Source organism: Streptomyces sp. NPDC091377 (assembly GCF_044757045.1).
Classification (GTDB): domain Bacteria; phylum Actinomycetota; class Actinomycetes; order Streptomycetales; family Streptomycetaceae; genus Streptomyces.
Genome location: NZ_JBIVUE010000001.1, coordinates 389,903 through 411,933 on the forward strand (window position 1 = coordinate 389,903; position 22,031 = coordinate 411,933).

The following is a 22,031-nucleotide window of genomic DNA, read 5'->3' on the forward strand; positions in this document are numbered from 1 at the left end:
GGTTCCGGGGTTCCGGGGTCAGGGTCCTGGGGTCCCGGGGTTCCGAGATCCGGGTCCCAGGGTTCCGGGGTTCCGAGGTCCGCGGTCCCGGGGTTCCGAGGTCCCGGGTCCCGGGGTCTGCGGTTCTGGTGCCTGAGGTCTGAGGGTTCTGTGGAGGCGTCCGGGCGGTGTCAGGTGAGCGGTACGGCCTCCCCCGCGCCGTCGGGCCAGGCGGTCAGGGGGTGGAAGCCCTGGTGGCCGCATTCGCCGAAGATCGTGAGCGGGGCGCCGCCGGAGAGGGCTGCCAGGCGCCAGAGACCGGCCCGGTTGTGGGCCGCCCGGGTGAGCGGCAGGGCCGTGTCCTCATGGGCGTCGGCCAGTTGCCAGGTGTCGCCGTCCGGGGTCGGTATCACCCCGCCGAGGGTGACCGGCACCGCGTCCAGCCAGGGGTCGTGCCGCAGGGCCTCGCCGTAGCGGGCGGCGGCTTGTGCGGTGGACAGGCCGAGGGGTCGTACGGAGGTGGGGGACGGGGGCGTGAACTGCTCACCCAGGGCCGCCCGTAGCCGGTGGGCGCCGGGGTAGGGGGTCAGCTCGGCGTCCAGGGCGAGGCCGACCGGCAGGGCGAGGTCCGGGGCGCGGCCCGCGGCGCCGTAGGAGAGGAGCAGCGCCGTACGGTCCGAGCCGGTGCCGTGGAGCCAGATACGGCGGGTGGTCAGCTTCGGGTCCCCCGTGTCGTACTGGGCGAGGACCAGCCAGCGGTCGCGGACCGGCGGCCCGTCGGCGGAGGCGGGCAGACCGACGCGGGAGCGGACCGTGGCCGCCAGGTCGTCCGGGAGCAGCTCACGGCGGAGCCAGCCCTGGTCGAGGAGGTGGAGCAGCGCGCACTCCTCCAGCAGCCGCACCGGCCAGCCCGGACCGGACGCGGGTATCGCCCCCAACTCCCGCACCCGTGCCGCCAGTCCGGGTGCCTGGGCATCGACCATGCGGGCCGCCGTCTCCTCCCACAGCCCGTACCCCGCCTGCTCGGCGGAGGCCAGGCCGCCGCGCAGCAGATCGGCGAGGCGCTGCTCCAACTCGGTCGCGCCCGCGGTGACCCGCTCGGCCCGGCGCTCCGCCCGGCGCCGGGCCGCCTCCGGGTCGGCCGTGGCGCCACCGCCCGAGGCGCCGCCCTCCTCGGCCCGCTCCTTCGCCGCCCGCTCCCTTCTCTCCCTCGCCCACTGCCCGGCCCAGTCCGGTACCTCCTCCTCCGGCCCCTCCGGCACCGCCCCGTCCCCACTCGCCCAGAGCAGCAGCAGCCCGAGCGCGTGCTTGCACGGGAACGTGCGGCTCGGACAACTGCACATGTACGCCGGTCCGGCGGCACCGGCGAGGTCGACCGCCGTCCGGTACGGCGTGCCGCCGCTCCCCTTGCACTGCCCCCACACCGTCCCCTCACCCGAACTGCCCGCCCCGGACCACGGACCGGCCGCGCCGAGCTTGCTCCCCGCCGCGCGTGACGCCACGTCAGGTGCCAGTGCCAGCACCTGGTCCGCCGTCCAGCGCACCCCCTGACGATTCATGTCTTCGACGGTAGATCCCCCCACTGACAATCGCCCTCGGCGTCAGCGTTTTCGCAGGTCAGAGCCGATTGTCAGTGGTGGGGTGCAAGGTGGAACCAGATCCGAACCGGCCGAGTTGGAGGGGGCCTCAGCCATGACCATGTCCATCGGAGCGAAGTCCGTCGAGTCGAACGGGGCGGCGATCAGGCCGCACGCCGAGAACGCCTTCGCCGGTGAACTCGCGGCGCTGGCGGCGCAGGACGACCGGCCGCGCCCGGCCCGCTGGAAGCTGTCGCCGTGGGCGGTGACGACCTATCTGCTCGGCGGCACCCTGCCCGACGGCACGGTGGTCTCGCCGAAGTACGTGGGCCCGCGCCGCCTGGTCGAGGTGGCCGTCAGCACCCTCGCCACGGACCGCGCCCTGCTGCTGCTCGGTGTGCCCGGCACGGCGAAGACGTGGGTGTCCGAGCATCTCGCCGCCGCCGTGAGCGGGGACTCGACCCTGCTGGTGCAGGGCACGGCGGGCACCCCGGAGGAGGCCATCCGCTACGGCTGGAACTACGCGCAGTTGCTGGCCAACGGCCCCAGCCGTGAGGCTCTCGTGCCCAGCCCGGTCATGCGGGCGATGCGGGAGGGGATGACGGCCCGGGTGGAGGAGCTGACCCGGATCCCGGCCGATGTGCAGGACTCGCTCATCACGATCCTGTCGGAGAAGACCCTGCCGATACCGGAGCTGGGCTCCGAGGTGCAGGCCGTGCGCGGCTTCAACCTCATCGCCACCGCCAACGACCGCGACCGCGGGGTCAACGACCTGTCCAGCGCCCTGCGCCGCCGCTTCAACACGGTCGTGCTGCCGCTGCCGGAGAGTGTCGAGGCGGAGGTCGACATCGTCTCCCGCCGGGTGGACCAGATCGGCCGCTCCCTCGAACTGCCCGCCGTACCGGACGGTATGCAGGAGATCCGCCGGGTGGTGACCGTCTTCCGTGAGCTGCGCGACGGGGTCACGGCGGACGGGCGTACGAAGCTGAAGTCGCCCAGCGGCACGCTGTCCACGGCCGAGGCGATCTCCGTGGTGACCCATGGGCTCGCCCTCGCCGCCCACTTCGGTGACGGTGTGCTGCGCTCGGGCGATGTGGCGGCGGGCATCCTCGGCGCGGTCGTCCGGGATCCGGCGGCGGACCGTGTGGTGTGGCAGGAGTACCTGGAAGCGGTGGTCCGCGAGCGGGACGGCTGGACGGACTTCTACCGGGCCTGCCGGGAGGTCAGCGCGTGAACACGGCGCCGCGCGGGGGCGGGGCGGAGCCGCTGCTGCTGGGGGTGCGGCATCACGGGCCCGGGTCCGCGCGGGCGGTGCGGGCGGCGCTGGAGGCGGCGGAGCCCCGGGTGGTGCTGATCGAGGGCCCGCCCGAGGCGGACGGGCTGGTCCCGCTGGTCGCCGACCCGGACATGCGTCCGCCGGTCGCGCTGCTCGCCCACGCGGTGGACGAACCCGGAGGCTCGGCGTTCTGGCCGTTCGCCGAGTTCTCACCGGAGTGGATCGCCCTGCGCTGGGCCGTGGAGCGAGGGGTACCGGCCCGTTTCATCGACCTTCCGGCCACGCACACGCTGGTGTGGGGCAGGGGAGAGGACACCGACGGAGAGCCCGATACCAATGCCGATACCGATACCGATACCGATACCGATGCCAATGCCGATGCCGGTCAGGGCGATGGCGCCGGTGTCGGTGAGGTGCGGATCGATCCGCTGGCCGCCCTCGCGGAGGCCGGGGGCTACGACGACGCCGAGCGGTGGTGGGAGGACGTCGTGGAGCACCGGGGGCCGGCTGGGGGCGGCCCGGGGGATGTGTTCGCGCCGTTCGCGGTGCTGGAGGAGGCGATGGGGGCGCTGCGGGAGACGTACGGCAGTGCCGGGGACGACCGGGATCTCGTCCGCGAGGCGTACATGCGGCTCCAGGTGCGGGCGGCGCAGCGGGAGTTCGGCGGGGGCGTGGCCGTGGTGTGCGGGGCCTGGCATGTCCCGGCGCTGCGGGCGAAGGCGGCTGTCGCGGCGGACCGGGCGCTGGTGAAGGGGCTGCCGAAGGTCAAGGCGGATTTGACCTGGGTGCCGTGGACGTACCGGCGGCTGGCGCGGGCCGGGGGATACGGGGCGGGGATCGAGTCGCCGGGCTGGTACGGGCATCTGTTCGCGGCGCCGGACCGGCCGGTGGAGCGGTGGCTGGCCAAGGTCGCGGGGCTGCTGCGGGCCGAGGACCGGATGGTGTCGTCCGCCCATGTGATCGAGGCGGTGCGGTTGGCGGAGACGCTGGCGGCGGTGCGGGGCAGGCCGCTGCCGGGGCTCGGCGAGACGACGGACGCGGTGCGGGCGGTGATGTGCGAGGGCTCGGACGTGCCGCTGGCGCTGGTGCGGGACCGGCTGGTGGTGGGGGAGGTACTGGGGGAGGTGCCGGAGTCGGCTCCGGCGGTGCCGTTGCAGCGGGATCTGGAGCGGTCGCAGCGCAGGCTGCGGTTGAAGCCGGAGGCGCGGGAGCGGGAGTTGGAGCTGGACCTGCGCAAGGAGACCGACGCCGGGCGCAGCAGGCTGCTGCATCGGCTGCGGCTGCTGGGCGTGGAGTGGGGGGAGCCGGCCCGGTCCCGGGGGAGTACGGGGACGTTCCGGGAGACGTGGCGGCTGCGGTGGGAGCCGGAGTGGTCGGTGCGGGTCGCCGAGGCCGGGGTGTGGGGGACGACGGTGCTGGGCGCGGCCACGGCGAAGGTGGAGGCCGACGCGGTGGCGGCGCCGGGGCTGGTCGGGGTGACGGCGCTGGCGGAGCGGTGTCTGCTGGCCGAACTGCCCGACGCGCTTCCGGTGGTGATGCGGATCCTCACGGACCGTGCCGCGCTGGACGCGGACGTCGGCCATCTCGCGCAGGCGCTGCCCGCCCTGGTCCGTGCCCTGCGCTACGGCGATGTGCGCGGCACGGACGTCCGGGCGCTGGCCGGGGTCGCGGCGGGCCTTGCCGAGCGGATCTTCGTCGGCCTGCCCCCGGCCTGCACCGGCCTCGACCGTGACGCGGCCGAGGAGATGCGGCGGCATGTGGACGCGGTGCACGGGGCGGTGGGGCTGCTCGAAAGAGAACTCGGCCAAGAGGAGGAGAGGGTGCCCGACCCGACCGCCGCCGGGGGGATCCGGGGGCGTTGGCGGCGGGTGCTCGGGGTGCTGGCTGGGCGGGACTCCGCGCCCGGGGTGGTACGGGGGCGGGCGGCTCGGCTGCTGCTGGACGACGGGGGCCTGGAACCGGACGCGGCGGCCCGTCTGATGGGGCTGGCGCTGTCGGCGGGGACGCCGCCGGGGGAGGCGGCGGCGTGGATCGAGGGGTTCGTCGGGGGCCATTCCGGCGGCGGGATGCTGCTGGTGCACGACGAGCGGTTGCTGGGGCTGGTCGACGCCTGGCTGACGGGGGTGCCGGAGGCGGCGTTCACGGATGTGCTGCCACTGCTGCGGCGGACGTTCGCGGAGTACGAGACGGGGGTCCGGCGGACCCTCGGGGAACTGGTGAGACGCGGCCCCGGGGAGCGGGCGGCGGCGGTCGGGGCGGGGCCCGGGATCCCCGGGTTCGCGGACGGGCTCGATGCGGGGCGGGCCGACGCGGTGATGCCGGTGGCACGGCTGCTGCTGGGCGTGGGGGACGGACCGAGAAACGGAACCGTGGGGGTGGGGGCGTGACGGACGACAACGGCGACATGACGGCCGGGACGACCGGTACGAGCGAGACAATCGGGACGACCGGTACGAGCGCGACGGCCGGGACGACTGGTACGAGCGCGACGGCCGGGACGACTGGTACGAGCGCGACGGCCGGGACGACCGGTACGAGCGAGACAGCCGGGACGGCCGGTATGACCGGTACGGCCGGGACGGCCGACGCCGTCAGCCGGGAGCGGTTGCGGCGGTGGCGGTTGGTGTTGGGGGGCGAGGCGGCGGACGGTACCGGGCACGGGCTTGCCGGGCGGGACGCGGCCATGGACTCCGCGCTCTCCTCGCTCTACGGGAAACGGGATACCCGCGAGGCGCGGGAGAGGAAGGAGCGGTCGGCCGGGCTGGGGGCCTCGGCGCCGGCCGTGGCGCGCTGGCTCGGGGACATCCGTACGTACTTTCCCTCGTCCGTGGTGCAGGTGATGCAGCGCGACGCCATCGACCGCCTCGGGCTGTCCACCCTGCTCCTGGAGCCCGAGATGCTGGAGGCGGTCGAGGCCGACGTGCATCTCGTGGGCACGCTGCTCTCCCTCAACCAGGCCATGCCGGAGACGACCAAGGAGACCGCGCGTGCCGTCGTGCGCAAGGTGGTCGAGGACCTGGAGAAGCGGCTGGCCACCCGTACGAGGGCCACGATCGCCGGGGCGCTCGACCGCAGCGCCCGGGTCAGCCGGCCCCGTCACCGGGACATCGACTGGAACCGCACGATCGCGGCCAACCTCAAGCACTACCTCCCGGAGCACCGGACAGTCGTGCCGGAGCGGCTCGTCGGGTACGGGCGGGCGTCGCAGTCGGTGAAGAAGGAGGTCGTGCTCTGTGTCGACCAGTCGGGGTCGATGGCGGCGTCCGTGGTGTACGCGTCGGTGTTCGGGGCGGTGCTGGCGTCGATGCGGTCGATCCGGACGCGGCTGGTGGTGTTCGACACGGCGGTGGTGGATCTGACCGACCAGCTGGACGACCCGGTGGATGTGCTGTTCGGTACGCAACTCGGGGGCGGTACGGACATCAACCGGGCGCTGGCCTACTGCCAGCGGCAGATCACCCGCCCGGCGGAGACCGTCGTCGTACTGATCAGCGATCTCTACGAGGGCGGGATACGCGACGAGATGCTCAAGCGGGTGGCGGCGATGAAGGCGTCGGGGGTGCGGTTCGTGACGCTGCTCGCGCTGTCCGACGAGGGGGCGCCCGCCTACGACCGGGAGCACGCGGCGGCGCTGGCCGCGCTGGGGGCGCCGGCCTTCGCCTGCACCCCCGACCTGTTCCCGGACGTCATGGCGGCGGCGATCGAGAGACGCCCGCTGCCGATACCGGAGCCGTGAGCCCGGAGCCGTGAGCCGTGAACCCGGAGCCGTGACCGGAGCCGTGACCGGGGCCGTGACCGGAGTGGTGGCCGGAGCCGTGAATCCGCAGGCGGGAGGCGCCTTCGGCGGCACTGCGTGCCACACTTCGCGGCATCATGTGACGGGTATCACCGCTCAGGTGTGACTCTCGATTTAGGGGCGTTCCGGAAGCAGCGATAACCTGCGAGACGGACATGCCGCGCGCTCGGACACCGTGTGCGCATCCCCTGTGACCCATGCGGACGTCACGTTGCCCTTCGCGGCACGCCCACGCATCCAACGACCGCGAGATCACTGATAGGGACGGAAGCGCGTGGACCTGTTCGAGTACCAGGCGAGGGACCTCTTCGCCAAGCACGATGTACCGGTGCTGGCCGGTGAAGTCATCGACACGCCTGACGCGGCGCGCGCAGCCACCGAGCGTCTGGGCGGCAAGTCTGTCGTCAAGGCGCAGGTGAAGGTCGGTGGTCGTGGAAAGGCCGGTGGCGTCAAGCTGGCCGCCACCCCGGACGAGGCCGTCGCCCGCGCGACGGACATTCTCGGCATGGACATCAAGGGCCACACGGTCCACAAGGTGATGATCGCCGAGACCGCGCCGGAGATCGTCGAGGAGTACTACGTCTCCTTCCTCCTCGACCGCGCCAACCGCACCTTCCTCTCCATCGCCTCCGTCGAGGGCGGCATGGACATCGAGGAGGTGGCGGCCAACCGTCCGGAGGCCGTCGCCAAGACCCCGATCGACGCCATCGACGGTGTGACGCCGGAGAAGGCCCGCGAGATCGTGGCCGCCGCGAAGTTCCCGGCCGAGGTCGCCGACAAGGTCGCGGACGTGCTGGTCACGCTGTGGGATGTCTTCATCAAGGAGGACGCCCTCCTGGTCGAGGTGAACCCGCTCGCCAAGGTCGCCTCCGGTGAGGTGCTCGCGCTCGACGGCAAGGTGTCGCTGGACGACAACGCCGAGTTCCGGCACCCGGACTTCGAGGCGCTCCAGGACAAGGCCGCGGCCAACCCGCTGGAGGCCGCCGCCAAGGAGAAGAACCTCAACTACGTCAAGCTGGACGGCGAGGTCGGCATCATCGGCAACGGTGCCGGGCTGGTCATGTCCACCCTGGACGTCGTGGCGTACGCCGGTGAGAACCACGGCGGCGTCAAGCCGGCCAACTTCCTGGACATCGGCGGTGGCGCTTCCGCCCAGGTGATGGCCAACGGTCTGGAGATCATCCTCGGCGACCCGGACGTCAAGTCCGTCTTCGTCAATGTCTTCGGCGGCATCACCGCCTGTGACGAGGTCGCCAACGGCATCGTCCAGGCCCTTCAGCTGCTCGCGGACCGCGGCGACGCGGTCACCAAGCCGCTCGTCGTCCGTCTGGACGGCAACAACGCCGAACTGGGTCGCAAGATCCTCACCGACGCCGACCACCCGCTGGTCCAGCGCGTCGACACCATGGACGGCGCGGCCGACAAGGCCGCCGAGCTGGCCCACGCCGCGAAGTAAGCACTCAGGACGAGGACACAACACACCATGGCTATCTGGCTCAACAAGGACAGCAAGGTCATCGTCCAGGGCATGACCGGCGCCACCGGCATGAAGCACACCAAGCTCATGCTCGGCGACGGCACCAACGTCGTGGGCGGGGTGAACCCGCGCAAGGCGGGCACCAGCGTGGACTTCGACGGCACCGAGGTACCCGTCTTCGGGACCGTCAAGGAGGCCATCGAGAAGACCGGCGCGGACGTCTCCGTCATCTTCGTGCCGGAGAAGTTCACCAAGGACGCGGTCATCGAGGCCATCGACGCCGAGATCCCGCTGGCCGTCGTGATCACCGAGGGCATCGCCGTGCACGACTCGGCGGCGTTCTGGGCGTACGCGGGCAAGAAGGGCAACAAGACCCGCATCATCGGTCCGAACTGCCCGGGCATCATCACCGTCGGTCAGTCGAACGTCGGCATCATCCCCGGTGACATCACCAAGCCGGGCCGTATCGGTCTGGTCTCGAAGTCCGGCACGCTGACGTACCAGATGATGTACGAGCTGCGGGACATCGGCTTCTCGACCGCCGTCGGCATCGGTGGTGACCCCATCATCGGCACCACGCACATCGACGCGCTCGCCGCGTTCCAGGACGACCCCGACACCGACCTGATCGTGATGATCGGTGAGATCGGCGGCGACGCCGAGGAGCGGGCCGCGGCCTTCATCAAGGACAACGTGACCAAGCCGGTCGTCGGCTACGTCGCGGGCTTCACCGCGCCCGAGGGCAAGACCATGGGCCACGCGGGTGCCATCGTCTCCGGCTCCTCCGGTACGGCGCAGGCCAAGAAGGAGGCCCTGGAGGCCGCGGGCGTGAAGGTGGGCAAGACGCCGACCGAGACCGCCCAGCTCGCGCGCGAGATCCTGGCCGGCTGAGGCATCGGCCGGCTGCCGGTAGGCCCGTTCCCCGCCCCGGGGACGGGCCTACCGCCGTTTGCGCACGCGCGACCGGGGCGGCGAAGGGGGCAGGTCATCCGGCTTGCGGCGTCAGCCGTTCGGGGCCGGCCGCCAGTGCCTCGCGCAGCTTCCGGCGGAGTTCGACCTGCTCCTCCGACAGCGGCCCGGGTGCCGACTTGGGCGGTACGCCCCGGACGGTCTCACCGGGGGAGACCGGTGGCTCGTACTGGGTCGGAGCGGTCTTGAGGGTGAGGGCCGTCGCCCCGATCAGGGCGACCGTGAAGGCGACGGCGGCCCGGGTCCAGAAACGGGCCCGGCGTTCGCTCTCCGCGCGGACCACCGGCGGGCGCGGGGCGCGCAGCCGTTCGTTGGAGGCCAGCTGGGTGAGCCGGTCGTGCAGCACGGACGGGTCGGACAGATCCGGCAGCCGTTCGGCGACCGCCTCGCGCGCGTGCATCAGCCGGTTCGCCGCCGCCGGGGTGCTCGCCTCCGTCTCCGCCGCCGTGTCGGCCAGCCCGAGGCCCACACCGTCGTAGAGCAGCAGGGTGCGGCGGTACGGCGTCGGCAGGCGCAGGAGGGTGCTGAGCAGCGCGCGGTCCTGCGCGTCCGCCGGGGGTGGTTCGGGGTGGCGGTAGCGGGGGCGGTAGCGGTGCCAGGGGGAGAGGGCGTACTCGTACGCCGCCGCGCGGACCCAGCCCGCCGGGTCCCGGTCCAGCGCCACCTCGGGCCAGCGCCCCCACGCCTGCTGGAACGCCCGCTCGACCGACTCCCGGGCCAGTTCACGCCGACCGCACAGCAGATACGCCTGCCGGACGAGGGCCGGGGCGCAGAAGGTGTAGAGGGCGTCGAACGCCTCGCCGGGGGTCTGGTCCCGGAGGGCCGGTTCCTCCCCGGGGTCGGCGGCCACGGGGGCGGCGATCACGGTCACGGTCTGGGTGGCGGCCGGCCTCGGCGGCGCCTGACGTACCTGCATGCGCAGTGGCTCCTGACGTGCCGTCACGTACGTGTTCGAGGTCCCGCCGACCGACGCCCCGACGCTCGACGCCCCGACGCTCGACGCCCCTGCGTTCGACGCCCCTAGGGTCGGCGCCCCGACACCCGGCGTCCCGACCGTGGGTGTCCCGCTGCTCGATGGACTGGTGTTCGGGGTCTGAGTGTTGAGTGTCTGAGTGTTCGGGGTTGGGGTGCTCGGCTTCGGGTCGTCCGAGGTCCCGCCCGCTGACACCCCGTCGGCCGCCGCCGCAGCCGTGGTCACCGCCGAAGCCACCGCACCCGCACCCGCACCTGTACCCGCACCCCCACTCGTGGCCCCAGCCCCTGCCGTCGCCGCCGCGGGCGAGGGGGTCGAGGTCGGCTTCGCCGTGTCCCCCGCGAGGCGGGCCAGCAGCTTCGCGTAGGCGTCGCGCTTGCGGCCCCGTGGAGTCGTACGGCCGTTCTCCCAGGCACGTACCGTCTCCCGGGTGACGCCGACCTGGGAGGCGAGCTGAGCCTGTGTCAGCGCGGCGGCCTCGCGCAGGCGTCGGCACTCCTTGGGCGGGGGGAGCGGAGTGGCAGGGCTCTGTGTCACAGGGCGCCCCTTCGCTCGAAAAAGTACATAAACATATATTGGGCGACACTTCGGAGGTTCGCCTGTTACGACGGGAAAGAGCGTGTCGTTGGGAGCATGGCGCTCGTGATGCCGATGACCGATCGCCGAGCCCCGTTGCCGTCACCCTTGTCGAGGCCCCGGCGTGGCCGTTCACCCGGACTGGTCGCGAGCCTGCTGGGCGGCGCGGTCGCGGCCGGGCTGGGGCTCGGCTCGTTCGCCGTGCTGGTGATGATGCTGTGGATCAGCTCGCCGTACCCCGACAGCGGCCCGAGCGGTGCCCTCCATGTCGCCGCCGCGCTCTGGCTGCTCGCGCACGGCGTGGAACTCGTCCGCGTCGACACCCTCTCCGGTGTCCCCGCGCCGATGGGCGTCACCCCGCTGCTGCTGCTCGCCCTGCCCCTCTTCGTGCTGCACCGCGCCGCGCGGGACGCGGTCGACCGGGCTGCCGAGGGCCACACCCCGTCCTCCGCCCGTACGGCGTGGACCGGCGTCGTCCTCGGCTACCTCACGGTCGGCGCGGCAGCCGCCCTCTACGCCGACGGTGGGGTGCTGCGCCCTTCGTGGACGTGGACCGCCGGATGCGTACCGCTGGTCGCGGCGGTGTCGGCGGGTGCCGGGGTCTGGACGGCGTACGGCCGCCCGCACCAGCCCGTCGACCGGCTGCTCAGACTGCTGCCGCGCCCGCTGTGCCGCCGGCTCTTCCCGCTCGCGGCGCGGGAGCGTTTCGGGGAGGCGGTCCGGGCGGCGATCGCCGGTACGGCTGTCCTGGTCGGCGGTGGATCACTGCTGGTCGCGGCGGCGCTGGTCTGGCACGGGGAGGCGGCGGGCGAGGGGTTCGCGCGGTTGACGGAGGGCTGGTCGGGGCGGTTCGCGGTGCTGCTGCTGAGTGTGGCGCTGGTACCGAACGCGGCGGTGTGGGGTGCTTCGTACGCCCTCGGCCCCGGCTTCCTCCTCGGTGTGGGCCACGGGGCCAGTCCGCTGGCCTCCGCCCCCGGTCCGCTGCTGCCGCCGTTCCCGCTGCTGTCCGCCGTCCCGGCCGACGGTCCCGGCACCCCGCTGACCTGGTCGACGGCCGCGCTGCCCGTGGTGGCCGGGGTGACGCTGGGGTGGTTCGTGGCGAGCGCGGCGGTACGGGTCCCGGCGCCCGACGCCGGTGATACGCCCGCACCCGCCTGGTCGGCCCGGCGTACGACCGTCGTCGCCGCGCTGGCCGCGCTGCTGTGCGGTGCTGCCCTCGCCCTGCTCGCCGCCCTCGCCGGGGGCCCGCTGGGCGTGGCGGCGCTGGCGGACTTCGGGCCGGTGTGGTGGCAGGTGGGCGCGGCGGCCCTGGCCTGGTCGACGGTGACGGGCCTTCCGACGGCCCTCACCGTACGGGGCTGGCGTCTGCGGTGTGAGCGGCGCAGGCCGGTCCGTGCCGCGAAGGCCGCGGCGAGGACGGCCACCCGGGCCGACCGGGCCGACCGGGCCGCGAAGGCCGCCAAGGCCGCCAAGGCCGCCAAGGCTGCCAAGGCTGCCAAGGCCGATAGGGCTGCCAAGGCCGCAAAGGCCGCAAAGGCTACGAAGGCCACCGAGGCCGCCAAGGCGAAGAAGGCCAGAAAGGTCAAGGCGGCCAAGGAGACCGACGCGACCAAGGAGGCCAAGGCGACCAAGGGAGCCAAGGAGGCCAAGGGGGCCAAGAAGGCCAAAGAGGTCCGAGAGGCCGAGGAGGCCAGAGAGGCCCGTGAGGCCCGTGAGGCCAAGGGGGCTGTGGGGGCTGTGGGGTCCAAGGAGCCCACGCCCCCCGCCTCCGGGATCTCCTACGAGGAGCCGTACGGCCTGTTGCCCGTCGTCGGCCCGTCGAGGCCCCCGATCCCACCGGCCCCGGTCGTGCCACCGGTCCCGGACACGCCAGGTCCGGACACCCCGGTCCCGGTCGCTCCGGTGCCGGTCACTCCGCCGGTGGTGGTCCCGCCGGTGGCGGCCCCGCCGGTCGCCTCAGCCGTTCGCGAGCCCTTGGTGCCCCCTGTGCCCCCTGAGTCCCAGGACCCTCCGGGGCCTCCGGGGCCTCCGAAGCCCGCGGACCTGCTGCCGCCCACGCACAGGGCCCAGATCACGAAGCCGGCGATCGCGATCACCACGACCGACCAGAGCGGGTAGTACGGCAGCGACAGGAAGTTGGCGAGGATGACGAGCGCGGCGATGGCGACGCCGGACGCGCGTGCCCACATCGCGCCCGTGAACAGCCCGAAGCCGACAAGGACGGCGACGATGCCGAGCGCGAGATGGATCCAGCCCCAGCCGGTGAGGTCGAACTTGAACACGTAGTCGGGGGTGGACACGAAGATGTCGTCCTTGGCGATGGCCATGATGCCTCGGAAGATGCTGAGCAGCCCTCCGATGAGCAGCATCACGCCCGCGAAGACCGACAGTCCGGTGGCCCAGTTCTGTCTGGCGGTGCCGTGGCCACCGCCGTGGGCGGGTCGGTGCTGTGTCGTCGTGGTCATCTCACGCCTCATTTCGTGTGGGGAGCGTGGCCGGTGAGCACCAGCTCCTTCGCCCTGCGGAACTCCTCGTCCGTGATGTCGCCCCGGGCGCGGATCTCCGACAGCTTGGCGAGTTCGTCGGCGCTGCTTGTGGTGGCGGCCGGGGAGTCGGCCGCGGTCTTGCGGATGTAGTCCTTGAACTCCTCCTGCTGGGCGCGCGCCTGCGCGGCCTCACGGCGGCCCATGTTCCGGCCGCGGGCGATCACGTAGACGAGTACGCCCACGAAGGGCAGGACGAGGCAGAACAGCAGCCAGCCGGCCTTGCCCCAGCCGCTCATCTCGTCGTCCCGGAAGATGTCGAGAACGACCCGGAAGAGCAGGACGAACCACATGATCCAGAGGAAGAACAGGAGCATGGTCCAGAAGGCGCTGAGCAGCGGATAGTCGTAGGCCAGATAGGTCTGTGCGCTCATCTCTCTCCTCCGTCCCGGGCCTCTGCCCGGTGTGGCTCTCGTCGTGCTCGTCCCACACTCCGCGTGACGGCCGCCGACGGCATCACCCGGTACGGGTGAGGGTGCGGGCACCCCGGAGAACGCGGGCGGCTACACCCCTGACCTGCGCAGAGCGGACCGCCAGATGAACGCGCCCGCCACCTCCGCCAGACCGAGCAGCACCAGCCACACGCCCAGCAGCCGGGTCAGCGCCACCGCCGACTCGGAGGGCAGGGCCAGCACCACGATCCCCGCGATGATGGCGAGGACCGCCACGCCCAGCACGACACCCCGGTGCGGGAGGTCCTTGGCGGCGATGACCGTGTAGAGGCTGAGGACGCCGGTCACGAGCCAGATGCCGCCCACGATCAGCGAGAGCGCGGCGATGGTCTGGAGCGGGTTGCGCAGGACCAGCACCCCGGCCAGCAGGAACAGCACGGCCACCAGTACCCCGGGGAGCCGTTCGCCGTGCTCCTCCCGGGCGAAGACGGACACGAACCGGAAGGCACCGGTCACCAGCAGATACAGGCCGATCAGGACGGCGAGGACATGCAGGGTCGCGTCCGGCCAGACCAGCAGCAGGATGCCCGGCACCAGGACGGCCACCGCGGAGGCCAGCATCCAGGTCCAGGAACGGCCGATCCGGCCCAGCAGGTCGGCGGGGTCGTCCATCGGGGCGGAGGCGGTCATGGTTCCTCCTCGGGAGTGGGCACCTGGCGCATCTCCAGCACCCGCAGTCCCAGTGACTGGAACCGCGCCAGCAGCCCGTAGAGGTGGGCGTCGTCGACGACAGGCCCGTAGAGCAGCGTCTGTCCGGGGATCACCACGTGTCCCAGTTCGGGGAACGCCTTGGCCAGGGTCTCCGACATATGTCCCTCGACTCGGATCTCGTAGCGCATGAGCGTTCACCCCTGCGGACGTCCTGTCGCCACGATCCTCCGCGCGGATGCCGCGCTCGGCCTCACCCGCCGCAGGTGAGCCGCTCACCGGCGTACGGCGGTCCCCACCCGGTCCCCACCCGGTCCCCACCCGGTCCCCACCCCGTTCCCACCCGGCGCGCACCGGGGTTCTCACAGCAGCCCGAGCTGTCGGGCCCGCCGGACCGCGTCCGTGCGCCGGTTCACCGCGAGCTTGCGGTAGGCGCCCTTGAGGTGGGTCTTCACGGTGTTGACCGAGAGGTACAGGTCGGCGGCGATCTCCTCCGTCGACATCATCCGGGCCAGCCGCTGGATCACCTCGCGCTCGCGTTCGCTCAACTCGCCGACGACGAGCGGCACGGACCCTTCACCGCACCCGTCACCCCGTCCGTCACCCCGTCCGCCACCCCGTCCGTCACCCTGTCCGTCACCCCGTCCGTCGCCGAGCCCCCCGCCGCGCCCCTCACGGCGCCCGTCACCAGACCACCCACCGTGTCCTACGGCATGGCCTGGCCCATGCGACGCCGCACCGCGCCCCTCTCCGGGCGGCAGCCACCCCGCTGCCAGCGCGTCCAGCGGCGGCTCGGTCAGATACGGCTCGATCCACGGCCGGGCGTCCAGGAACGGGCGGCGCAGCCGTTCGCGGCGGCCGTCGAGCAACGCCTGTTCCAGCAGTCTGCGGACGGCGGCGGCGTCTCCCTCCGCCGCCATGGCCCTGACCAGGGTCGCCCGTACGGCCACGGCGGGACCGGACCGGCGGTCGGCGCGCACCCCGTCGATCAGCCCGGCCGCCGCCTCCGGGCGCCCCGCGGCGAGCAGCAGCCCGGCCGCCTCCACGGCGCACCCGGGGGTCTCGTGGCCCGCCCCGCCGACGATCCCGGCGAGCGCCTCGGCGGCCTCCTCGGATCGCCCCTCGGCGAGATGCGCGGCCGAGACGACGAGGGCCCGGTGACTCTCGGCCCAGGGGGAGGGCCCGGCGGTGCCGGCGCCCGGTTCCATCGCCTCCACGGCGGCCCGCGGGCGGCCCCGGGCCAGCAGCAGGCGTGCCCTGACCACAGCCCGGAGCGCCGATGCCGACGGATCGTGCGGGGTGGTGAGCGGGGGTGCCGTCTCGTCCAGCAGGGCCTGGGCCCGGTCCAGTTCGTCGCGGTCGACGGCGAGGGCGGCCAGGACCAGCTGACCGATACCGGTGGCCGTGCCGCTGCCGCTGCCGCTGCCGCTGCCGCTGCCGGTGCCCGTGCCGCTGCCGGTGCCCGTGCCGATGTCGGCACCGGCTTCCGGGTCGCTGGTGCCGGGCTGCGGCAGGCCGAAGCGAGCGGCCTCGGCGGCCCCGGCCAGCACCTTGCGCTCGGCCCGCGCGGGACGGCCGTACAGATGGTCGATCAGTGCCAGGAGTCCCAGTGCCTCCTCGCGCGGCAGCGCGGTCGCGGCCGTGGCCGGGGTGTCGGCGACCGCCGTCAACGCGGTGCGGGCCTCGCCGTGGCGTCCCGCCCACAGGAGGGTCGCGCCGACCTGGGTCAGCAGCAGCGCGGTGACTTCGGGGCGCCGGTCCAGCAGGGCGGCGGGAAGCTCCTGCCGTAGCTCGGCAACGGTCCCGGCGGCCTTCTCCGCCTCGCCCGGGGTGCCCGTCAGCCGCGCGGCCACGGCGTCGAGGAGGGCGCAACTCAGCCGCGCGGCCACCGTCGCCCCGCCTGCCCCGGCCCCTGTCCCTGCCCCCGCCTCTGCCCCTGCGTCCGCCCCTGCGTCCGCCCCCGTCCCCGCCCCCGCCCCGCCTCCCCCTTCCACCCTGTCGGGTGCGAGCGCGTCCCTGGCCGCGTCCAGGTACCGCAGTCCGTCGTGGAGGTCGTGCCGGGACAGGGCGCGGGCCGCTCTGACCAGGTCCGGTCCGGTGCCGGTGGCCTCGGGTCCCAGGCCGGAGAAGAGCCGGTGCGGGCTGTCCGGGTCGCCCGGGAACGGCCCGGTGAAGAAGCCCGCGATCCCCAGATCCTCCACGAAGGCGTCCGCGGTGAAGCCCCAGTCGCCCGCCGCGGCGCCATGGGCGAGGGCTTCCGGCAGCGCCCCGGAGCGGTGCAGCCGGTGCGCGGCCCGGCGGTGCAGTTCCGGTTCCAGTCCGGGCAGACTCACCCGCAGCCGGGCCCGGAGGATCTCCCGGAACAGCGGGTGCAGCCGGTACCAGTGGTGGCCGAGGTGCTCGATGAACGCGTTCTCGTGGTGCAGCCCCACGAGCAGCGGTTCGGCGTCGGTCCGGCCGGTCAGCGCGTCCGCCAGCGCGGGACGGAACCGGTCCAGGACGCTGACCCGCAGCAGCAGGTCCTGCGCCGGTGGCGGCTGCCGCTTGAGCACCTCGGCGAGCAGGAAGTCGGCGATCGTGCTCTGGTCCGCCTCGAACTCCTTGAGATACAGCTCGGGGTCGGCGCTCTCCAGTGCCGCCATGGCGCACAGCCGCAGTCCGGCGGCCCAGCCGCGGGTGCGTTCGACCAGGCCGTGCGCGGTGCCGACCGGGAGGCGCAGTCCGTGCAGCTCCAGCAGGGCCACGGCCTCCTCGGCGGTGAAGGCCAGCTCGGCGGCGCGGATCTCGGTGAGGTCGTCCGCCATCCGGTAGCGGTGCAGCGGCAGCAGGGGTTCGGTGCGGGTAACGAGGACCAGCCGCAGCCCCCCTCCCGCGTGGTGCAGGACGAACTCCAGTTGCTCGGCGATCTCGGGGGCGGTGACCCGGTCGAACTCGTCGATCACCACCAGCACCGGCTCGGGGTGGCCGCTCAGCTCGGCGGCGAGTTCGGCGAGGAGCCGGTGGTCCACCTGCACGGTGTCCGTGGGCACGCCGAGCGAGCCCGGCATCGGGGTACCGCTGTGGCGCAGGGCCTGGAGGACGTACGCCCAGAACACCGGGGGGCGCCGATCCCCGGGCTCGGCGGTGAGCCAGGCCACCGGACGGTCGAGCCCGGCCGCCCAGTCCGCGGCCAGCAGGGTCTTACCGGCCCCGGCGGCCCCGTTGACCAGCGTCAGCGCCGTGGTCAGGGCCTGGTCGAGATGGTGCCCGAGGCGGGGCCGCCGCAGATAGGTCGGGGGCCGGGCGGGGAGGGCGAAACGGGTACGGAGGAAGGGGGCGCCGAGCGGGTCGGTCTCGTGCATGGCGGTCACCACCGCTGTCCGTCGGCTCGGAGCCGGGGCAGCTCAGCTCCGGGGCAGCGCTTCCACGCCCAGCATCCCAGCATCCCCGCCCCGGCGCGCGACAAGCCGCCCCGCCCCGCGCCGCCCCGTTCTTCCCTGTCCCGTCCCGTCCCGTCCCGGCCAGTCCAGTCCTGCCCCGGCCAGTCCAGTCCTGCCCCGCGCCTTGGTCCTAGCCTTCCTCGCCGAGCACGTCCCGGAGCTGCTCCGGGAGGAGCTGGCTGCATGCCTGGCGGGCCTCGTTGGTGAGGGCGTCGCTGCGGCAGGTGTAGTAGTCGTGATAGACGAGCTGGGCCACGAAGGTGGCGCCGACCAGGGCGATCGCCAGGGAGGCCGTGACGATACCGCTGACGGCGGCCGTGGTCTGCGGGCGGCCCGCGGTCTGGGGGCGGCCCGCGGTCTGCGGGGCCGGGCGGTCGGGGTCGGGGGTGCGGGGCTTGGCGCGCAGCGCGCTGATGCCCCAGTACAGGGCGAGCGCGCCGAGCATCAGCGCCACGTAGGGCCAGCTGAAGAGGGCGAAGAAGAAGGCCCACATTCCGCTCAGCAGCGCGTACCGGGCCCGGCGCTGGGCGGGGTCGGTGGGGTCCCAGCGCGGGCTGGGACCGGTGGGGCCCTCGGGTCGGCCGCCGGGCCGCTCACCGAAGCCGTCACCGTTGGAACGGCCGGGCTGGCGGTCGCTCCACTGGCCGCCCCAGACCGGACGGCCGCCGTTGTCGCCACCACCGCCATTGCCACCGCCACCGCCATTGCCGCCGCCCTCACCGCCGGGCCCGCCGGAGGCGCCGGAGGTGCCGTCGGAGCCCTGGGGGTGGCGCGGCTGCCAGGGCTGGTCGGGGGTGCCCTCCGGGGGCGGGGCGAACGGGTTGTCGTCCTGCCCCGAGCCCGAGCGGCCCGAGCCGCCCTGCCCGGAGCCGCTCTCCCCCTGGCCTCCCTGCCCCGAGGAGGCGTCCGGCGCCGACGAGGGGCGCTCCCGCAGCAGCACACCGCTGCGCCGCCCTCCCTGCTCCGGCAGCGGGGTGAGCATGACGAGTCGCGGGCTGCGGTCCGGCATCAACTGAGCGTCTTCCCTTGGTGGTTACGGCTTCGTGATTGCGGCATGCGGTGCGGTGACCGGGTCCGTCACCCTGTGAACGCACTGTTCACCCCACACGTTCCCGACCCGGCTCCCCCAGACGCTACCTTCCGGCCACGCCCCCGTCCCGCGAGGGCCGACCGGTGTGCCGGTATCGTTGCTGACGGCCGGCCGCTTCGTAGGCTTCCCCGTATCCGGGGGCGCGAAGCATTCGTACGAACGTACATACGACGAAGTGTGTGCCAGCACCGTACCCCTGCCGGCCCCCTGGACGTCGACGTACCTCCCAGAAAGGGCCGAGCCCGTGGCCGAGCGTGTCAAGCGCCTCGTCGTGCTGGTCTCCGGATCCGGCACCAACCTCCAGGCGCTGCTCGACGCCGTCACCGAGTCCGGGGCCGCGGCCTACGGTGCCGAGATCGTGGCCGTCGGCGCCGACCGCGCCGGGATCGAGGGGCTCGCCCGCGCCGAGCGCGCCGGGCTGCCGACCTTCGTGCGCCGGGTGAAGGACTACGGGACCCGCGAGGAGTGGGACACCGCCCTCGCCGAGGCGGTCGCCGGGTACGAGCCGGACCTGGTGGTCTCCGCCGGGTTCATGAAGATCGTCGGCAAGGAGTTCCTGGCCCGGTTCGGCGGCCGGTTCGTCAACACCCACCCGGCCCTCCTGCCCAGTTTTCCCGGCGCCCACGGGGTGCGTGACGCGCTCGCGTACGGCGCCCGGGTCACCGGTTGCACCGTCCACTTCGTCGACGACGGCGTGGACACCGGCCCGATCATCGCCCAGGGCGTGGTCGAGGTCCGGGACGAGGACGACGAGAGCGCGCTCCACGAGCGCATCAAAGAAGTCGAGCGAAGGCTGCTGGTCGAGGTCGTGGGGCGACTCGCCCGCAACGGCTATCGCATCGAGGGACGAAAGGTAGTTATCCAGTGACCGCCGAAAAGGCCGAGACCACCGAGACCGCCGCGGCGGCGGACGACGCAGCGCACAGCGGCAGGCGCGGCATCCGCCGTGCCCTGGTCAGCGTGTACGACAAGACCGGGCTGGAGGAGCTGGCCCAGGGGCTGCACGCGGCCGGTGTCCAGCTCGTCTCCACCGGCTCCACGGCCGGGCGGATCGCCGCCGCCGGTGTCCCGGTCACCAAGGTCGAGGAGCTGACCGGTTTCCCCGAGTGCCTGGACGGCCGGGTCAAGACCCTGCACCCGCGCGTGCACGCGGGCATCCTCGCGGACCTGCGTCTGGACAGCCACCGCGAGCAGCTCGCCGAGCTGGGCGTCGAGCCGTTCGACCTGGTCGTCGTCAACCTGTATCCGTTCCGCGAGACCGTCGCCTCGGGCGCCACGCCCGACGAGTGCGTGGAGCAGATCGACATCGGCGGCCCCTCGATGGTCCGCGCCGCCGCCAAGAATCACCCGTCCGTGGCCGTCGTCACCAGCCCCGCCCGCTACGGCGACGTCCTCGCCGCCGTCCGTGAGGGCGGCTTCGACCTGACCGCGCGCAAGCGGCTGGCGGCGGAGGCGTTCCAGCACACGGCGGCCTACGACGTGGCGGTGGCGGGCTGGTTCGCGAGCGCGTACGCGCCCGTGGACGGCTCCGGTTTCCCCGACTTCCTCGGCGCCACCTGGGAGCGCGAGAACACCCTGCGCTACGGCGAGAACCCGCACCAGCCGGCCGCGCTGTACGTCGACCCGGCGGGCGCCGGTCTCGCCCGTGCCGAGCAGCTCCACGGCAAGGAGATGTCGTACAACAACTACACGGACACGGATGCCGCGCGCCGTGCCGCGTACGACCACGACGAGCCGTGTGTCGCGATCATCAAGCACGCCAACCCGTGCGGTATCGCGATCGGCGCGGACGTGGCCGAGGCGCACCGCAAGGCGCACGCCTGCGACCCGCTGTCGGCGTTCGGCGGCGTCATCGCGGTGAACCGTCCGGTGTCCAAGGAGATGGCGGAACAGGTCGCCGAGATCTTCACCGAGGTCATCGTGGCCCCGGACTACGAGGACGGCGCCCTGGAGGCCCTCGCCAGGAAGAAGAACATCCGCGTCCTGAGGGCGCCGGGCGCTCCCGCGAACCCCGTCGAGGTCAAGGCCATCGACGGCGGCGCGCTGCTCCAGGTCACCGACCGGCTCCAGGCGGACGGCGACGACCCGGCGAACTGGACCCTGGCCACGGGCGAGCCCCTCGGCGCCGCCGAACTGGCCGAACTGTCCTTCGCGTGGAAGGCGTGCCGGGCGGTCAAGTCCAACGCCATCCTGCTGGCCAAGGACAGTGCCTCGGTCGGCGTCGGCATGGGCCAGGTCAACCGGGTCGACTCCGCGAAACTCGCCGTCGAGCGGGCGGGCGCCGAGCGCGCACGGGGCGCCTACGCCGCCTCCGACGCGTTCTTCCCGTTCCCCGACGGCCTGGAGATCCTCACCGCGGCCGGCGTCAAGGCTGTCGTCCAGCCGGGCGGTTCGGTCCGTGACGAGCAGGTCGTGGAAGCCGCGAAGAAGGCGGGCGTGACGATGTACCTCACGGGGACGCGGCACTTCTTCCACTGAGCCGAGCCGAACCGAGCTGAGCCGAACCGAACCGGACTGACCTCTGAACCACTGGCGTGTGGTTCAGAGGTCAGCCGCGTCTCAGGAGTCGGCCAACTCGCACCACACCGTCTTGCCGTACGCCTTCACCTCGACGCCCCAGCGCAGGGCGATCAGGTCGAGCAGCAGCAGGCCCCGCCCCGACTCGTCGTCCCGGTGCGGGTGTCTGGCCAGCAGCAGCGCCGGGGGTCCCGCGTCGGTGACCTCCAGCCGGGTCCGCCCGCCGGGTTTCCGCGCCACTCGCACGGTGACGGCGGTGCCCTCGCCGACATGCCGGATCACATTGGTCAGCAGCTCACTCAGGCAGAGTTGTACGTCGGGACAGGGGCCGCGCAGATAGGCCCCGACCGCCCGTCGCGCCTCGGGGACCGCGCGGGGGACGGCGAACAGTTCGAGGGTGAGGTGCTCGGCCACGAACCGTGCGGTCACTCTTCGGCCGCCTTCAGCAACACGTCCGTCAGTGCGAGGGCCGTCTTGATGTTGCAATTGCCCAGCGCCACCAGGGGCCTGGCGATCAGGTCGTTTTCGAAGGTCGGCAGGTCCACCCCCAGCGACGGCAGCGTGATGTCGTGCGCCTTTAAGGCGGCGCGGAGGTTCTCGACACAGGTGTCGACGTCGTGGTGGGGGGTCATGGGGGTACGCCTCCGTGTGCGGGGTGTGACGAAACACTCACAGCGTGGTGGGTGGATGCGTACCGTGAAAGGGGTTTCTGCTGCGCACGAGTGACTGAGGAACGGCG

The 22,031-nt window shown here is 73.1% G+C and carries 17 protein-coding genes and 1 pseudogene; 8 read left to right on the forward strand and 10 right to left on the reverse strand.

All coding sequences use genetic code 11. The features are described 5' to 3' along the window. Positions 1-170: 170 nt before the first annotated feature. On the reverse strand, positions 171-1,538 hold the full coding sequence (locus ACIQNG_RS01845) for an SWIM zinc finger family protein (protein WP_401482214.1): 1,368 nt from the start codon (positions 1,536-1,538) through the stop codon (positions 171-173). 133 nt (positions 1,539-1,671) lie between these two features. Between ACIQNG_RS01845 and ACIQNG_RS01850 the strand changes: the two genes are divergently transcribed. The 5 genes from ACIQNG_RS01850 (at position 1,672) to sucD (ending at position 8,996) form a co-directional block, all read left to right on the forward strand. Continuing rightward, on the forward strand, positions 1,672-2,790 hold the full coding sequence (locus ACIQNG_RS01850) for an AAA family ATPase (protein WP_401437543.1): 1,119 nt from the start codon (positions 1,672-1,674) through the stop codon (positions 2,788-2,790). Next, a complete protein-coding gene (locus ACIQNG_RS01855; protein ID WP_401482505.1) occupies positions 2,769-5,219 on the forward strand; it encodes a DUF5682 family protein in 2,451 nt (816 codons plus the stop codon). The genes ACIQNG_RS01850 and ACIQNG_RS01855 overlap by 22 nt, the downstream gene beginning before the upstream one ends. Before the next feature lie 173 nt (positions 5,220-5,392). Further along, entirely contained in the window at positions 5,393-6,568 is a 1,176-nt protein-coding gene (locus ACIQNG_RS01860; RefSeq protein WP_401482506.1) for a VWA domain-containing protein, read from the forward strand. A gap of 334 nt (positions 6,569-6,902) precedes the next feature. Continuing rightward, positions 6,903-8,084, forward strand: coding sequence for an ADP-forming succinate--CoA ligase subunit beta (gene sucC, locus ACIQNG_RS01865; protein WP_401437538.1), 1,182 nt, complete (start codon positions 6,903-6,905; stop codon positions 8,082-8,084). A 27-nt stretch (positions 8,085-8,111) separates the two neighbouring features. Beyond that, positions 8,112-8,996, forward strand: coding sequence for a succinate--CoA ligase subunit alpha (sucD, locus tag ACIQNG_RS01870; RefSeq protein ID WP_401437535.1), 885 nt, complete (start codon positions 8,112-8,114; stop codon positions 8,994-8,996). Positions 8,997-9,090: 94 nt separating this feature from the next. On the opposite strand, the gene ACIQNG_RS01875 is transcribed toward sucD, so the two are convergent. Then, a complete protein-coding gene (locus ACIQNG_RS01875; RefSeq protein ID WP_401482217.1) occupies positions 9,091-10,584 on the reverse strand; it encodes a helix-turn-helix domain-containing protein in 1,494 nt (497 codons plus the stop codon). Positions 10,585-10,680: 96 nt separating this feature from the next. Between ACIQNG_RS01875 and ACIQNG_RS01880 the strand changes: the two genes are divergently transcribed. Beyond that, positions 10,681-12,741: a DUF6350 family protein gene (locus ACIQNG_RS01880; protein WP_401482219.1), complete on the forward strand. Its 2,061-nt coding sequence runs from the start codon at positions 10,681-10,683 to the stop codon at positions 12,739-12,741. Here ACIQNG_RS01880 and ACIQNG_RS01885 read toward each other — a convergent pair. The 6 genes and pseudogenes from ACIQNG_RS01885 to ACIQNG_RS01910 all read right to left on the reverse strand — a co-directional run. Then, a pseudogene (locus tag ACIQNG_RS01885) lies at positions 12,672-13,088 on the reverse strand (hypothetical protein); the annotation flags it as partial. The gene ACIQNG_RS01880 and the pseudogene ACIQNG_RS01885 sit on opposite strands and share 70 nt — an antisense overlap. 8 nt (positions 13,089-13,096) lie before the next feature. Next, positions 13,097-13,540 (reverse strand): SHOCT domain-containing protein, encoded by a 444-nt coding sequence (locus tag ACIQNG_RS01890; protein WP_401437526.1) that lies wholly within the window; start codon positions 13,538-13,540, stop codon positions 13,097-13,099. Positions 13,541-13,669: 129 nt separating this feature from the next. Beyond that, positions 13,670-14,248 (reverse strand): HdeD family acid-resistance protein, encoded by a 579-nt coding sequence (locus ACIQNG_RS01895; RefSeq protein WP_401482221.1) that lies wholly within the window; start codon positions 14,246-14,248, stop codon positions 13,670-13,672. Then, positions 14,245-14,457 (reverse strand): hypothetical protein, encoded by a 213-nt coding sequence (locus ACIQNG_RS01900; protein ID WP_401437522.1) that lies wholly within the window; start codon positions 14,455-14,457, stop codon positions 14,245-14,247. The genes ACIQNG_RS01895 and ACIQNG_RS01900 overlap by 4 nt, the downstream gene beginning before the upstream one ends. Positions 14,458-14,628: 171 nt before the next feature. Next, positions 14,629-17,607, reverse strand: a complete 2,979-nt coding sequence (locus ACIQNG_RS01905; RefSeq protein WP_401482223.1) for a LuxR C-terminal-related transcriptional regulator — start codon at positions 17,605-17,607, stop codon at positions 14,629-14,631. A 208-nt stretch (positions 17,608-17,815) separates the two neighbouring features. Beyond that, positions 17,816-18,694, reverse strand: a complete 879-nt coding sequence (locus ACIQNG_RS01910) for a hypothetical protein (RefSeq protein ID WP_401482225.1) — start codon at positions 18,692-18,694, stop codon at positions 17,816-17,818. A 277-nt stretch (positions 18,695-18,971) separates the two neighbouring features. Here ACIQNG_RS01910 and purN point away from each other — a divergent pair, with 277 nt between their 5' ends. Together purN and purH are read left to right on the forward strand one after the other, a co-directional pair. Then, positions 18,972-19,643, forward strand: a complete 672-nt coding sequence (gene purN / locus ACIQNG_RS01915; protein WP_401437621.1) for a phosphoribosylglycinamide formyltransferase — start codon at positions 18,972-18,974, stop codon at positions 19,641-19,643. A gap of 71 nt (positions 19,644-19,714) precedes the next feature. Continuing rightward, positions 19,715-21,253 (forward strand): bifunctional phosphoribosylaminoimidazolecarboxamide formyltransferase/IMP cyclohydrolase, encoded by a 1,539-nt coding sequence (gene purH, locus ACIQNG_RS01920; RefSeq protein WP_401482507.1) that lies wholly within the window; start codon positions 19,715-19,717, stop codon positions 21,251-21,253. Positions 21,254-21,334: 81 nt separating this feature from the next. Here purH and ACIQNG_RS01925 read toward each other — a convergent pair whose 3' ends face one another. Together ACIQNG_RS01925 and ACIQNG_RS01930 are read right to left on the reverse strand one after the other, a co-directional pair. Beyond that, positions 21,335-21,721 carry an ATP-binding protein gene (locus ACIQNG_RS01925; RefSeq protein ID WP_401437515.1) on the reverse strand — a complete coding sequence of 129 codons (387 nt, stop codon included), beginning with the start codon at positions 21,719-21,721 and terminating at the stop codon, positions 21,335-21,337. Next, positions 21,718-21,924: a hypothetical protein gene (locus ACIQNG_RS01930; RefSeq protein WP_401437513.1), complete on the reverse strand. Its 207-nt coding sequence runs from the start codon at positions 21,922-21,924 to the stop codon at positions 21,718-21,720. The genes ACIQNG_RS01925 and ACIQNG_RS01930 overlap by 4 nt, the downstream gene beginning before the upstream one ends. Between the last annotated feature and the right edge of the window lie 107 nt (positions 21,925-22,031).

What these genes read in the sequence shown, in the direction of transcription:
- ACIQNG_RS01845 (WP_401482214.1), bottom strand. Translation starts at nt 1,538, where the DNA reads ATGAATCGTCAGGGGGTGCGCTGGACGGCGGACCAGGTGCTGGCACTG.
- ACIQNG_RS01850 (WP_401437543.1), top strand. Translation starts at nt 1,672, where the DNA reads ATGACCATGTCCATCGGAGCGAAGTCCGTCGAGTCGAACGGGGCGGCG.
- ACIQNG_RS01860 (WP_401482506.1), top strand. Translation starts at nt 5,393, where the DNA reads ATGACCGGTACGGCCGGGACGGCCGACGCCGTCAGCCGGGAGCGGTTG.
- sucD (WP_401437535.1), top strand. Translation starts at nt 8,112, where the DNA reads ATGGCTATCTGGCTCAACAAGGACAGCAAGGTCATCGTCCAGGGCATG.
- ACIQNG_RS01880 (WP_401482219.1), top strand. Translation starts at nt 10,681, where the DNA reads ATGGCGCTCGTGATGCCGATGACCGATCGCCGAGCCCCGTTGCCGTCA.
- ACIQNG_RS01890 (WP_401437526.1), bottom strand. Translation starts at nt 13,540, where the DNA reads ATGAGCGCACAGACCTATCTGGCCTACGACTATCCGCTGCTCAGCGCC.
- ACIQNG_RS01895 (WP_401482221.1), bottom strand. Translation starts at nt 14,248, where the DNA reads ATGACCGCCTCCGCCCCGATGGACGACCCCGCCGACCTGCTGGGCCGG.
- ACIQNG_RS01900 (WP_401437522.1), bottom strand. Translation starts at nt 14,457, where the DNA reads ATGCGCTACGAGATCCGAGTCGAGGGACATATGTCGGAGACCCTGGCC.
- ACIQNG_RS01905 (WP_401482223.1), bottom strand. Translation starts at nt 17,607, where the DNA reads ATGCACGAGACCGACCCGCTCGGCGCCCCCTTCCTCCGTACCCGTTTC.
- ACIQNG_RS01910 (WP_401482225.1), bottom strand. Translation starts at nt 18,694, where the DNA reads ATGCCGGACCGCAGCCCGCGACTCGTCATGCTCACCCCGCTGCCGGAG.
- ACIQNG_RS01930 (WP_401437513.1), bottom strand. Translation starts at nt 21,924, where the DNA reads ATGACCCCCCACCACGACGTCGACACCTGTGTCGAGAACCTCCGCGCC.